This is a genomic window from Rhodococcus cerastii (assembly GCF_033042195.1).
In the GTDB taxonomy this organism is placed as follows: domain Bacteria; phylum Actinomycetota; class Actinomycetes; order Mycobacteriales; family Mycobacteriaceae; genus Rhodococcoides.
The window spans coordinates 20,302-32,662 of record NZ_JAWLKF010000015.1; the positions used below are offsets into that span (position 1 = coordinate 20,302).

The window sequence follows — 12,361 nt, forward strand, 5'->3', positions numbered from 1 at the left end:
AATGAGCATCCAACCGCTCGAATCGAAGCGTCACCGCGTCGTCGTCATCGGTTCCGGGTTCGGAGGTCTGTTCGGCGTCAAGGCGCTCAAGAAAGCCGACGTCGACATCACCCTCGTCGCCAAGACGACACACCACCTTTTCCAGCCTCTCCTCTATCAGGTCGCGACAGGCATCCTGTCCGTCGGCGAGATCGCTCCCACCACCCGCGTCATCCTGCGCAAGCAGAAGAACGCCGAGGTGCTGCTCGGAGACGTGCTGAACATCGATCTCGAGGCCAAGACGGTGACGTCCAAGCTCCTCGAACGCATCACCGTCACTCCGTTCGACAGCCTCATCGTCGCGGCAGGCGCACAGCAGTCCTACTTCGGCAACGATCACTTCGCCGAGTTCGCGCCCGGCATGAAGACCATCGACGATGCACTCGAACTGCGCGGACGCATCCTCGGAGCGTTCGAGCAGGCCGAACTCTCCGACGATCAAGAGGAGAAGGACCGCCTCATGACCTTCGTGGTCGTCGGCGCGGGTCCCACCGGTGTCGAGCTCGCCGGGCAGATCGCCGAGCTCGCCGATCGCACCCTCGACGGAGCTTTCCGCAACATCGATCCGCGTGACGCCCGCGTCATCCTGCTCGACGCCGCGCCGGCCGTGCTGCCGCCGATGGGTGAGAAGCTCGGCCGCAAGGCCGCCGAGCGGCTCGAGAAGCTCGGCGTGGAAATCCAGCTCAACGCGATGGTCACCGACGTCGACAACGACGGCCTGACCGTCAAGGAGAAGGACGGCACGACGCGTCGCATCGAGGCGCAGTGCAAGGTCTGGTCCGCAGGCGTGCAGGGCAGCCCACTCGGCAAGCAGCTCGCCGACCAGTCCGGATCCGAGACCGATCGCGCCGGACGCGTGCTGGTCGAACCGGACCTCACCGTCAAGGGTCACCCGAACGTGTTCGTGGTCGGCGACCTGATGTCGGTCAAGGACGTTCCGGGCATGGCGCAGGGTGCCATTCAGGGAGCGACCTACGCTGCCAAGCTGATCAAGGCATCGGTCAAGGGCCAGGACGATCCCGCGCAGCGGGCCCCGTTCAAGTACTTCGACAAGGGTTCGATGGCGACGGTGTCGCGATTCAACGCCGTCGCCAAGGTCGGCAAGCTCGAGTTCGGTGGATTCATCGCCTGGCTCATGTGGCTCGCTCTGCACCTGTACTACCTCGTGGGCTACCGCAGCCGCATCACGACTGTCATCTCGTGGTTCGTGACGTTCCTCGGCAAGGGCCGCGCGCAGATGGCGTCGACCGAACAGCAGGTGTTCGCGCGATTGGCCATCGAGCAACTCAACTCTCTCGAACGTGCGGGTGCCGTCAAGACGGACGCAGCCGATCAGGAACAGGAACGCGAGAAGGCCGCAGGCTGATCAGCAGCTGACCCGTCGCTACGACTACGACGCACGGGCCGACGACATACCGTCGGCCCGTGCGTCGTTCGTTTGTCGGGGCTCTGTCTCAGCCGAGCGAATCGACGGGCTGTAGACGACGCCCCACCGACGTACTCAGCGAACCGCCTCCGGCCAGCGACAGCCGGACGCTCCCGTCGGCGAGATCGACCTCGGACGCCCGGGTATCGGGATACCTCAGCGTGCTGGACATCGACAGCGGTGCCGACAATGCGTCGTACGCAACCGATCCCGCGCCCAGTTCCACTCGATGACGCAGCAGCGGGCTGCCTCCGACGTCGCATCGCATCGCACTGCTCCACTGTCCCGACGCTTCCTCGAAGCGGCCGATCTGCGTTCGCTCTCGCAACCACAACGTCGAATCCTGTTCCAGCACAACGGTGTTGATCACCGAGTGCGAGGCGTCGGAGACGACGACCATCGGTTGCGGGTCGAAGACCAGCGACGCACCTGCACCGACCTCGAAGTGCCACTGCGCGGAGGAGTGACGATGCAGCCCACCGGGCATCGCCAACGAGGCTGCGACGCTACGCACCTCCAGGTGCGCGCCGGCCGCCACCGAGATTCTGACCACGATGGTGTCGCCGCCGAGAGGAGTTGCCGCCGTTCCGATCAGGTGAACCGTGTCCGGTCCGGTCTGTCGGCCGGCGAGTCCGCCCACCGAGGTGATGCGTGGGCTGCGGCTGCGGCTCGCGTCGATGCAGAGCTCTGTGTGCATCGACGCTCAGTGTGTGTGGGCGTGCGCGTCGGCGTCGGCGATCACCTTCAGCTGCTCCCGCACCCACTCGAGCACTATGGTCGCCGCCGGATCGTCGGTGAGGGAGATCAGCGCAGTCGGGCGCCCCTCGCGTACCTGAGCCGCGTCCCGTTCCATGACACCGAGATCAGCTCCGACGTACGGAGCGAGGTCGGTCTTGTTGACGACCAACAGGTCGGAGAAAGTCACACCGGGACCGCCCTTACGCGGCACCTTGTCTCCCCCGGCAACGTCGACGACGAATATCTGCACGTCGATCAGACCGGACGAGAACGTCGCCGTCAGATTGTCGCCACCGGATTCCACGAGAATCAGATCCAGGGGCGGGTTGTTGTCGATCAGATCGTCGATGGCGTCGAGATTGGCCGTGATGTCGTCTCGGATCGCGGTGTGTGGGCATCCACCGGTCTGGACCGCCGTGATGCGCTCGTCGGGTAACACGGCGTGCCGACGCAGGAAGTCCGCATCCTCGGTGGTGTAGATGTCGTTGGTGAGTACAGCGAGCGAAAGTTCGTCGCGCAGTTCGCGGCACAGTGCAGCAACCAACGCCGTCTTCCCGGAACCGACGGGTCCACCGATGCCGACGCGCAGCGCGTCACCTGCCACCCGTGCGCGCTTGGGCCGATCCAAACCGTGGTCGTGGGGCTCACCGTCGATCAGGTGCGGGGGCATGTCGAACTCCTTGTCGCTAGAGAAAAAATGGATCCGTACTCAGGATACGAACAACGGCCGATCGCGGACGGCGTGGGCTTCGGCGAACATGTCCAGCAACGGATCCGACAACTCCATCAGCTCGGGCAGGCACTCGCACACCGCCGCGGTCACGTCGTCGCAGAAGTCGCCCAACCGGATGGTGCACGCCGCGACCTCGGCCGGATCGAGCGCGAGCAGACGCTGGGCGGCAATCGCCGACCCGGTCATGGTGATGTACACCTGCACGGCGGCCGTGTCGGTAACCGACAGGCCCGCCGCGAGTCCGACGTGTCCGGCGGCAACGGCCAGATGCGGCTTGCGGCCGATGGCCGCCCAATCATGATGCGGCCAAGCAGATTTGGCCAGCCGAAGCAGTCCGCGGCCCTGAGCACGGGAAGCGGACCTCGCGGCCGGGGACGGTGTTCGTGCGTCGGATTCGGCATCTGCCTCGTCCGTGCTCGACGAACCGTACACCAGCGATGCGGCAATGGACGCCGTTGTGGCCCCGGAGGTTCGGATGCGGCGTCGCAGAAACGCCTCGAGCGTCCCGATGTCTCGGACGAAGCCCAAGGCGATCGCTTCCTCCACGCCGCCGGAATGCACGTGGCCACCGGTGGGCAGCCGTGAATCCGCAAGCGAGAGAAGCGTGGTCACCTGCAGTCGGGCATCGGGCATCAGAAGAGGAAGTATCGCTGGGCCATCGGCAGTTCGGTTGCCGGCTGCTCCGTCCACACGTCCCCGTCGATACGAACGGTGAACGTGTCGGGATCCACCCGAATATCGGGCAGCGCATCGTTGAGTGCCATGTCGGACTTTCTGACACCGCGCACGTTCTTGACCGGAACCAACCGACGATCACAGTTCAGACGTCCGGCAAGTCCGTCCTCGATCGCCTGCGGGGCAACGAAATGCAGCGACGTCGCAGCAGCAGCCTTCGGCGATGCCCCGAACATCGGACGCGGTAGTTCGGGTTGCGGGGTCGGGATGGACGCGTTGGCATCGCCCATGGCAGCCCAGGCGATCATTCCGCCCTTGATGACCATGTGGGGACGGACGCCGAAGAACGCCGGATCCCACAGCACCAGGTCGGCGAGTTTGCCCGGCTCGATCGAACCGATCTCGTCGTCGAGGCCATGTGCGACAGCCGGGCAGATGGTGTATTTCGCGACGTAGCGCATCACTCGGTTGTTGTCGGCTCCGTTGTCGCCGGCCAGGAAGCCGCGACGAGACTTCATCACGTGGGCCGTCTGCCAGGTGCGCAGAACCACCTCACCTATGCGGCCCATCGCCTGAGCGTCGCTGCCGATCATCGAGATCGCACCCATGTCGTGCAACAGGTCCTCGGCTGCGATCGTCGACGGCCGGATTCGACTCTCGGCGAAGGCCAGATCCTCCGGAATCGATGGACTGAGGTGGTGGCACACCATCAGCATGTCGAGATGTTCGTCCAGGGTGTTGACGGTGTGGGGCCGCGTCGGGTTGGTCGAGCTGGGGAGGACGTATGGCTGCGCCGCCACGGTGATGATGTCGGGTGCGTGCCCGCCGCCCGCACCCTCGGTGTGATAAGCGTGAATTCCGCGTCCCCTGATCGCATCGAGGGTGGTCTCGACGAATCCGGCCTCGTTGAGAGTGTCCGAGTGCAGTGCTGCCTGAACGCCTGCGTCCTCGCACACTCGCAGGCACGCGTCGATCGCGGCCGGGGTCGATCCCCAGTCCTCGTGCAGTTTGAAACCCGATGCGCCTGCGCGCAATTGCTCCCACATCGAGTCCGGATTGACCGTGTTGCCCTTGCCGAGGAGCACGATGTTCATCGGCCAGTCGTCCAGCGACTCGAGCATCCGAGACAGGTGCCATGCGCCCGGGGTGACGGTGGTGGCCTTGCTCCCTTCGGCGGGACCGGTACCGCCTGCGATCACCGTGGTGATGCCACCACCGAGAGCCTCCTCCTTGATCTGCGGGCAGATCAGATGGACGTGGCAGTCGATACCGCCTGCGGTGACGATCTTCCCGTTGCCCGCGACGATCTCGGTGGACGGGCCGATGACGAGATCGGGATGCACCCCGGTCATGGTGTCGGGATTGCCCGCCTTGCCCAGCGCCACGATGCGTCCGTCGCGAATACCGAGATCGGCCTTGATGATTCCCCAGTAGTCGACGACGACAACCCCGGTGATGACAGTATCGGGAGCGCCATCGGCGCGGGTTGCCCTGGACTGACCCATCGATTCACGGATCACCTTGCCACCGCCGAACACGGCCTCCTCACCGGCGTTGCCGGGGCCACCACTGCGGTCCTCGGTGACCTCGATCAGAAGATCGGTGTCTGCCAAGCGAATTCGATCACCCGTGGTGGGACCGAACAACTGGGCGTATCGACTGCGACTCATACGCGCCATCAGCTGTCCAACTTTCCGGGAGGTGTCATGCTCAATCCGTGTACCTCGCGCGTGCCACCGAGGGGCACGAGCCGAATCGTCTGTTCGATGCCGGGCTCGAAACGCACCGCCGTGCCCGCGGGGATGTCGAGGCGACACCCGTGCGCCCGCTCGCGGTCGAACTGCAGAGCTGCGTTCGACTGCGGGAAATGCACGTGGCTACCCACCTGTACCGGTCGATCTCCCGCGTTGACGACGGCCATCGAGATCACCTCGGCTCCTTCGTTGATCTCGATGTCGCCTGCGACGGTGATGATCTCGCCCGGAATCAGGTGACCGTCACCCCGCTTCGGCGAGATCGGCTCGTGCACCGTGATCAGTTTCGTGCCGTCCGGGAAGGTCGCTTCGACCATCACCTCGGGGAGCAACTCGGGCACACCGTCGATGACGTCGTCGGCCCCGAGAATCTCACGACCCGAGGACATCAGGTCTGCGACCGACCGGCCGTCGCGGGCACCCTCGAGGAGATGATCGGTGATGACCGCGATCGCCTCGGGGTGATTGAGTTTGAGGCCGCGTGCCTGGCGACGCCGAGCGAGCTCGGCCGCGTAGCTGACGAGCAGTCGGTCCTGCTCGTGCGGAGACAACCGCATTGGAGTTCTCCGTCCCGATCGGTGATGGTGCCCGGCAATTCTGACACGCTTACGACCCGCCGGCAGCGGAGCGCGCCGACACACCTCATCCGAGCGGCACGGTCACCGATCGATCGAGCAGTCCCCGCAGCACGTTTCGGTCGATGCCGGCAGCCACGTTCTGCAACTCGGCGATGCCGAACGCACCCGAATCCAGGCCCCGCACCAGAACGCCTGCCAACGCCTGCGCTGTCGCCGGCTCGTCCATCACCTCACCACCCTGGCGATCGAGGTAGCTGCCCAGCCGAGCAGCAGCGACCGGCATGGCCTGACGGAAGAAGCCGAATGTCGCCGCCCACCGCGTCACCAGGTGGCCGGGATGCATGTCCCAACCCTGATAAAAACCACGCTCGAGGGATCTGGTCACCAGCTCGAAATGTCGACGCGCGGACGCGGCCACCTGCGCGGAATCGCCCGTCGGCACCACCTGAGTCGAACCGTCGCACACCCATACCCCGGTTTGCGCCGCTGCCGCCAGCATGACGTTCTTCGCATGGTCCGCCACCGGATGGGCCAGTGACTGCTGTGCAGAGGTGATTCCGCAGGCGGCGCTGTAGTCGTAGGTACCGTAGTGCAGGGCGGTGCAGCGGCCGTCCGCCCTGGTGATCGCCCTCGCGAGGGTCGCCGTTCCGTCGGCCCCGATCACCGCCTGCGGGCTCTCGATCTGCAGCTCGAAGCGAAGGGCGCGATCGGGGAGGCCATGCGCACGTTCGAGTTCCTCGCACAAGGCGACCACAGCGGCTACCTGCGAGGCGGCACGGAGCTTGGGTACGGTGAACACGAAGCCGTCGGGTACTCCCCCGGCTCCGTCCAGGACCAGCTCCAGGGTGCGAATCCCACGCCGACGCTCATGTGCGGCAAGCCCTTTGGCACGGATCCCGAGCCACGTCGGTCCGGCCGGATATTCGGCCAAAGTGGACAGTGCTGCCCCGACTGCGGTCGCGTGGCGGTCCTCAACGGCGTCTGATCGCCATCCGTAACCGTCCTCGAAATCGAATCTGAGGTCCTGGATGGGCGCACTTCCGAGCCGGTCGCGCACGAGGGGTAAGGCGTTCTGGGTGTCGAGTCCGGCGAACGCCTCGGGGTGGGCGTCCAGGATTGCCAGGGCGGCGGCACCCCATTCGGCGGGCACAGCCGCCGACGCATCCGAGGCCGATACGTAGACGGTGTGAGAGGGCTGGCCACCGACTCGGTCACCCGGATAATGCTGCGCGAGTTCGTCGTCGATGGGACCGAACAGTGATTCGAGGCGATCGAAGGCGTCGGCAGTCAGTGAAGTTGCGCCCGGCCGGATGGAAGAGTCGGCGCTGTCGCTGTGTCCCGTCATGGGCATCACTGTCCCAGATGCGCCGTGTTTTCGATATTCGCCAGCCGGACCTTGCCCTGAGCAACCAGGCGTCCACTCTCGTCCGTCATGTCGACCTGCCAGAGCTGCTGGGTGCGGCCCCGATGAATCGGATGTCCGTGCGCGGCCAAGGTTCCCGATCGAGTCGCGCGCAGGAAGTCGGTGTTGTTGTTGGTTCCGACCACGTGCCCCCGGGAGCCGAACCAGGCCGATCCGCCGATACTCGCCACCGACTCGACCACCGAGCACAAAACCCCACCGTGCATGATTCCGGCCGGCTGATGGAGCTGCGGAGTGACGGTCCATTCCGCGCGCACCTCGTCGCCGGACACCTCGAGGTACCGCAGGCCCACGACCCCGTCGAATCCCCGTGCACACAATTCGGTGAGCTGTTCCGGCGTCATGGTGTCGAAGGAGGTCTCCCCCGTGGTGCCGTTCGAGTCCGTCATTGCTGTGCCTTCCGGTTGCGTCGAGAGGGTGGCCGACTCGGCAGTCGGCTCCCGTTCAGAGATACACGACGATGGACCCACAAAAATCGGTGGGCCTCTCGTTCGCGAAGAACGAGAGGCCCACCGTGGCAAGGACCGGGAGTCACTGCAGCCCTCAGGACTCCGGCGCGGTCCGTTGGTACGAAGTCAGCATAGGCAAACCTTATTTATGACGCAAGGCCTTCACGATGCCCGCAGTCTCGCGCGGCCAGGAACCCCGACGCGTGACCGCACGGGTGCCCCGGCCGCGACCATGGCGTCGAGCAGCATCTGACCCCGGCGCGCACCTGCCGATGCGCTCGCCCCAGCCAGAATCGGTACATACGTCGAGGCCCCCAGGATGGCGTCGCCGACCAGAGCCCAGAAGACACGCGCATCCAGCGGTGCGCGGTCGGCGATCGCGCGGAACACCGCGCCGAGCGACGTCGTGCATCGATGTGCAGTCCAGACCAACAGAGCCTGTTCGCACGGAAGTGTGACCGTGCCGGGCTCACCCGCGGCGGGATCCTCGGGTAGCACGCGCAGGATCGGCGATGTCACTCCTGCCCAATCGATCCCGCCGTCACTGTCCATGTGGATCCACAGATTGTCGATGCCCGGATCCCAAGCTCGTGCCTCCAACACCAGCAGCGCGGCCACGCGCCCGACGACGGCATGGATCAGAGCCGTAGCGACCTGCACTGCCGCAGCTTCGGGAACGTCGAGATCCTCGAGCGATCGCCGGTACATCTGCTCGACGCGACCGTCGTCGAGACCCACCGCCAACTGCCACCAACGGCGCTTGCCCTCGTTCGCCATCGCTGCCACCGCGTACATCCGCGGGTAATCGGGGTTGAGTGCACGCAGGGTCGCACACGAGTCGGCCAACAGCGCCGCCCCGCCGGATCGACTCGAGAGTCGATGCACATCGGCCCAACCCGTATACGACGCTGCTGCAACTGACATCTGATCGCTCCTCAGTTTCCCGGCGGGTGCACGCGTCGCACCCCTACCCACTCAATGTAGGTTAGCCTAACCAGATCATAAAGCGGTCAGGCACCGCTACCCTTACCTCACCTCACGCGCCGAGGAAGGGTTCCGTAACCTAAACCGTGTCCCTTCGAAACAGCGAGGAGTCACGAGCACTGTGACAACAGCTCCGCTACTCGGCCCCCACGGCGCACGCCGGTCTTCCGACGAGCCGTACGGGACCGAGGACGTGCCCACCGGGCCGCCGCCGCGTAGCTCTCGCCTCGCTGCAGCCGCGATCGACGCACTGATCGTGCTGATCCCCCTGTTCGTCGGCTGGTCGATCGTCGACGCGCTTCGTGACGACAACGGTGGCGGCCAAGCGGACCGATTCGTGTTCGGCACCATCGCGGTGTGCGTCACGGCGGCTCTGTTCGTCTGGAACCGCGGATACCGCGACGGCAACGAAGGCCAGAGCACCGGCAAGCGCTGGCTGGGGCTCACGCTGCGAGACACCTCGACCCATGGCCCCCTCGGCGCACGCCGGGCTCTGCGTCGTCAGTTCCGGATCGACACGTCGTCGTCGGAAGTGGTCCGCGACAAGACCGCGGCAGCAGAAGGATTCGAGCCCATTCCCAAGGACGGCTCGGTCGCGGCGATCCGAAAGCGCAGGTTGCTCGGCCTGGCAGTCCTGGTCGTCGCGCTCGTGGCGGGCATCCTCGCCAGCATCGCCATCGGCGCGCGGCCACTGACGTTCGCCGAAATCGCCCATGCGCTGCTGAATTCGACGGGCACCGACACCGACATCATCGTGCGCACGTTGCGGATCCCACGCACGGTGCTCGCACTGGTCGTCGGCATCGCACTCGGCATCGCAGGCGCTCTCATCCAGGGGCACACCCGTAACCCGTTGGCAGACGCCAGCCTGCTCGGCCTCAATTCCGGGGCGGCGTTCTTCGTCGTCATGGCCATCTATCTGTTTCGGTTCACCTCGCCGAGTCAGTACCTGTGGTTCGCGTTCGCCGGTTCGGCGGTGGCGAGCATCGTCGTCTTCGGACTGTCGTCGATCGGGTCGGGCAGATCGAGTCCGGTCAATCTCGCCCTGGCCGGAGCAGGCGTCGCATTCTTTCTCTCGGCGATGACCAACGCCGTTGTGTTGCTCGATCAGACCAGCTTGGACGGCTACCGCTTCTGGGTGGTCGGATCCGTTGCCGGACGCGGCCTCGACGTACTGTGGCAGGTCCTGCCGTTCCTGGTGATCGGCGTCCTCATCGCACTGGCGAGCACCCCCGGCCTGAACGTCATGAGCCTCGGCGAGGACGTCGCACGATCCCTCGGGACCAACATCGCGATCACCCGAACCGTCGGCATCCTCGCCATCACGCTGCTCACCGGTGCAGCGACCGCAGCATGCGGGCCCATCGCGTTCGTCGGCCTCGTCGTCCCGCACATCGCCCGCGCGGTGACCGGACCCGACTACCGCTGGCTCGTCCCGTATGCAGGCCTCATGGGCGGAGTGATGCTCATGATCGCCGACGTCATCGGCCGAGTCGTGGTGCGCCCGGGCGAGCTTCAGGTGGGCATCGTTCTGGCACTGATCGGAGCGCCGTTCTTCATCGCTCTCGTCCGACGCCGGAAGTTGGTCGGCCTGTGACCGCCGACCTGCAGTCCCCCACACCGACGCCCGGCCACGGCGGCGTTCGCACCCGGCCGGCGTTCCGCCTCGGTCCGATCTCGATGGTCCGACGGCCACTGATGGTACTGACGACCGTCCTACTGGCTGCGGCGCTGGTGCTGGTCATGTGTGTGAACATCGGCCGAGGCGACTTCCCGCTGTCGATCGTGCAGGTCCTCGACGTGCTGCTCGGCGGCGGTTCGAGGATCGAACGATTCATCGTGATGGACCTGCGGCTGCCCCGATCACTGACCGGGCTCCTGGTCGGGGCCGCCCTCGGTATATCCGGCGCGATCACGCAGTCGATCTCCCGCAACGCCCTCGCCAGCCCCGACATACTGGGCATCACGGCCGGTTCCAGTGCCGCGGCCGTCGCGTTGATCGTGCTCGGCGGTGGCAGCAGCTTCAGCGGGCTGCTCGCCACCCTCGGCCTTCCTCTGGCGGCCTTGATCGGCGGCCTGCTCACCGCCATCGCGATCTATACCCTCGCCTGGCGCAAGGGCGTCGACGGATTCCGGCTCATTCTGGTCGGCATCGCCGTCAACGCCATGCTCACCGCGGTGATCGGCTGGCTGCTGATCAGCGCCGACATCAACGACGTCTCCCGCGCTCAGGTCTGGCTCAACGGGTCACTCAACGGAGCGGACTGGTCCGCGGTCTGGCCGGTCGCCATCGCGGTCGTCCTCGTCGGTGGCGGCACAGTCGTCGCGACGTTCACTCTGGGTGCCCTGCGACTCGGCGACGACAACGCACGATCGCTCGGGGTCCGTCTGCAACACAGTCAGGCCATGATGCTGCTCGCGGCCGTCGCACTCGCCGCGATCGCCACCGCCGCCGCGGGACCCATCGGATTCGTGGCGCTCGCCGCTCCCCAAATAGCGCTGAGGGTGCTGCGAACGCCCGGCCCGCCGATCATCGCGTCGGCACTTCTCGGTGGATTGCTGGTCGTGGCAAGCGATCTGATCGCGCGCACGATTCTGCCGGTGGAACTCCCGGTCGGCATCGTCACCTCGGCCCTCGGTGGACCGTTCCTGCTCTACCTACTCGTTCGCAGTAACCGAAAGGCCTCCGTATGACCACCAGCCACACCTCGCGTCTGATCGCGAACGATCTGAGCCTCGGGTACGGCGACCGCACCATCGTCGAACACCTCGATCTCGAGATTCACACCGGTGTCATCACCACGGTCATCGGACCCAACGGCTGCGGAAAGTCGACGCTGCTGCGTTCGCTCGGCCGCCTACTCAAGCCCAAGGCCGGCAGCGTGATGCTCGACGGTCGGGCGATCTCGTCGATGAAGACCAAAGAGGTGGCCCGCACCCTCGGGATGCTGCCTCAGGCGCCCACTGCTCCCGAAGGACTGACCGTCGCAGATCTCGTGTCACGCGGTCGTCACCCCCACCAATCGTGGATCCGGCAGTGGAGCTCGGACGACGAGGCAGAGGTCGCGAACGCACTCGAACTGACCGGAATCAGCGACCTCGCCGACAGACCCGTCGACGAATTGTCCGGTGGCCAACGGCAACGCGCCTGGATCTCGATGGCACTGGCCCAGGGCACCGATATCCTGCTGCTCGACGAGCCGACCACCTATCTCGATCTGGCGCACTCCATCGAGGTCCTGGATCTCGTCGACCGCCTGCACGACGAACTCGGCCGCACCATCGTCATGGTCCTGCACGATCTGAACCTGGCAATCAGGTACAGCGACCGGTTGATCGTGATGAAGCAGGGCCGGATCGTCACCTCGGGCAGGCCACAGGACGTCATCTCCGAGCAGCTGCTGCTCGACGTGTTCGGCCTCGAAGCCGCCGTGATAGACGATCCGATGTCCGACCGTCCGCTCATCGTTCCGATCGGCACCCGCCACGTGTACGGGTCGGTCGGTGGACCCGTCCGGTCCGAGAGTCACGCCGCCGCAGGTGCTTCCACCGAGCGGTAGCG

Annotated in this window: 12 protein-coding genes; 4 read left to right on the top strand and 8 right to left on the bottom strand. The window is 65.8% G+C overall.

Features of this window, described 5'->3' with window-relative positions; all coding sequences use genetic code 11:
- The first annotated feature begins 1 nt into the window (after position 1).
- Positions 2-1,405, top strand: a complete 1,404-nt coding sequence (locus R3P93_RS20860) for an NAD(P)/FAD-dependent oxidoreductase (RefSeq protein ID WP_269594078.1) — start codon at positions 2-4, stop codon at positions 1,403-1,405.
- A gap of 88 nt (positions 1,406-1,493) precedes the next feature.
- Here R3P93_RS20860 and R3P93_RS20865 read toward each other — a convergent pair whose 3' ends face one another.
- The 8 genes from R3P93_RS20865 to R3P93_RS20900 form a co-directional block, all read right to left on the bottom strand.
- Complete coding sequence (locus R3P93_RS20865; protein WP_317533965.1) at positions 1,494-2,162, bottom strand: urease accessory protein UreD; 669 nt, start codon at positions 2,160-2,162, stop codon at positions 1,494-1,496.
- A gap of 6 nt (positions 2,163-2,168) precedes the next feature.
- Positions 2,169-2,873, bottom strand: a complete 705-nt coding sequence (ureG, locus tag R3P93_RS20870; RefSeq protein WP_317533966.1) for an urease accessory protein UreG — start codon at positions 2,871-2,873, stop codon at positions 2,169-2,171.
- A 39-nt stretch (positions 2,874-2,912) separates the two neighbouring features.
- The gene (locus R3P93_RS20875) at positions 2,913-3,569 is read right to left on the bottom strand and encodes an urease accessory protein UreF (protein WP_317533967.1); all 657 of its coding nucleotides are present in this window, start codon (positions 3,567-3,569) and stop codon (positions 2,913-2,915) included.
- The gene (locus R3P93_RS20880; protein ID WP_317533968.1) at positions 3,569-5,290 is read right to left on the bottom strand and encodes an urease subunit alpha; all 1,722 of its coding nucleotides are present in this window, start codon (positions 5,288-5,290) and stop codon (positions 3,569-3,571) included. The genes R3P93_RS20875 and R3P93_RS20880 overlap by 1 nt, the downstream gene beginning before the upstream one ends.
- Complete coding sequence (locus R3P93_RS20885) at positions 5,290-5,922, bottom strand: urease subunit gamma (RefSeq protein WP_149405738.1); 633 nt, start codon at positions 5,920-5,922, stop codon at positions 5,290-5,292. The genes R3P93_RS20880 and R3P93_RS20885 overlap by 1 nt, the downstream gene beginning before the upstream one ends.
- 85 nt (positions 5,923-6,007) lie before the next feature.
- Positions 6,008-7,288: a DUF6986 family protein gene (locus R3P93_RS20890; RefSeq protein WP_317533969.1), complete on the bottom strand. Its 1,281-nt coding sequence runs from the start codon at positions 7,286-7,288 to the stop codon at positions 6,008-6,010.
- Between the two features lie 5 nt (positions 7,289-7,293).
- The gene (locus R3P93_RS20895; RefSeq protein ID WP_255183164.1) at positions 7,294-7,710 is read right to left on the bottom strand and encodes a PaaI family thioesterase; all 417 of its coding nucleotides are present in this window, start codon (positions 7,708-7,710) and stop codon (positions 7,294-7,296) included.
- 267 nt (positions 7,711-7,977) lie between these two features.
- Positions 7,978-8,739, bottom strand: coding sequence for a hypothetical protein (locus tag R3P93_RS20900; protein ID WP_317533970.1), 762 nt, complete (start codon positions 8,737-8,739; stop codon positions 7,978-7,980).
- 181 nt (positions 8,740-8,920) lie between these two features.
- Between R3P93_RS20900 and R3P93_RS20905 the strand changes: the two genes are divergently transcribed.
- The 3 genes from R3P93_RS20905 to R3P93_RS20915 all read left to right on the top strand — a co-directional run bounded on the left by R3P93_RS20905 (position 8,921) and on the right by R3P93_RS20915 (position 12,359).
- A complete protein-coding gene (locus R3P93_RS20905) occupies positions 8,921-10,396 on the top strand; it encodes a FecCD family ABC transporter permease (RefSeq protein ID WP_317533971.1) in 1,476 nt (491 codons plus the stop codon).
- Positions 10,397-10,479: 83 nt separating this feature from the next.
- On the top strand, positions 10,480-11,493 hold the full coding sequence (locus R3P93_RS20910) for a FecCD family ABC transporter permease (RefSeq protein WP_231893713.1): 1,014 nt from the start codon (positions 10,480-10,482) through the stop codon (positions 11,491-11,493).
- On the top strand, positions 11,490-12,359 hold the full coding sequence (locus R3P93_RS20915) for an ABC transporter ATP-binding protein (RefSeq protein ID WP_269594070.1): 870 nt from the start codon (positions 11,490-11,492) through the stop codon (positions 12,357-12,359). Before R3P93_RS20910 ends, R3P93_RS20915 begins: the two co-directional genes overlap by 4 nt.
- The last annotated feature ends 2 nt before the right edge of the window (positions 12,360-12,361 follow it).

Excerpts from the sequence above, each read along its gene's own strand:
- R3P93_RS20860 (WP_269594078.1), top strand. The coding sequence starts at position 2 with ATGAGCATCCAACCGCTCGAATCGAAGCGTCACCGCGTCGTCGTCATC.
- R3P93_RS20865 (WP_317533965.1), bottom strand. The coding sequence starts at position 2,162 with ATGCACACAGAGCTCTGCATCGACGCGAGCCGCAGCCGCAGCCCACGC.
- ureG (WP_317533966.1), bottom strand. The coding sequence starts at position 2,873 with ATGCCCCCGCACCTGATCGACGGTGAGCCCCACGACCACGGTTTGGAT.
- R3P93_RS20875 (WP_317533967.1), bottom strand. The coding sequence starts at position 3,569 with ATGCCCGATGCCCGACTGCAGGTGACCACGCTTCTCTCGCTTGCGGAT.
- R3P93_RS20880 (WP_317533968.1), bottom strand. The coding sequence starts at position 5,290 with ATGGCGCGTATGAGTCGCAGTCGATACGCCCAGTTGTTCGGTCCCACC.
- R3P93_RS20885 (WP_149405738.1), bottom strand. The coding sequence starts at position 5,922 with ATGCGGTTGTCTCCGCACGAGCAGGACCGACTGCTCGTCAGCTACGCG.
- R3P93_RS20890 (WP_317533969.1), bottom strand. The coding sequence starts at position 7,288 with ATGACGGGACACAGCGACAGCGCCGACTCTTCCATCCGGCCGGGCGCA.
- R3P93_RS20895 (WP_255183164.1), bottom strand. The coding sequence starts at position 7,710 with ATGACGCCGGAACAGCTCACCGAATTGTGTGCACGGGGATTCGACGGG.
- R3P93_RS20900 (WP_317533970.1), bottom strand. The coding sequence starts at position 8,739 with ATGTCAGTTGCAGCAGCGTCGTATACGGGTTGGGCCGATGTGCATCGA.
- R3P93_RS20910 (WP_231893713.1), top strand. The coding sequence starts at position 10,480 with ATGGTCCGACGGCCACTGATGGTACTGACGACCGTCCTACTGGCTGCG.
- R3P93_RS20915 (WP_269594070.1), top strand. The coding sequence starts at position 11,490 with ATGACCACCAGCCACACCTCGCGTCTGATCGCGAACGATCTGAGCCTC.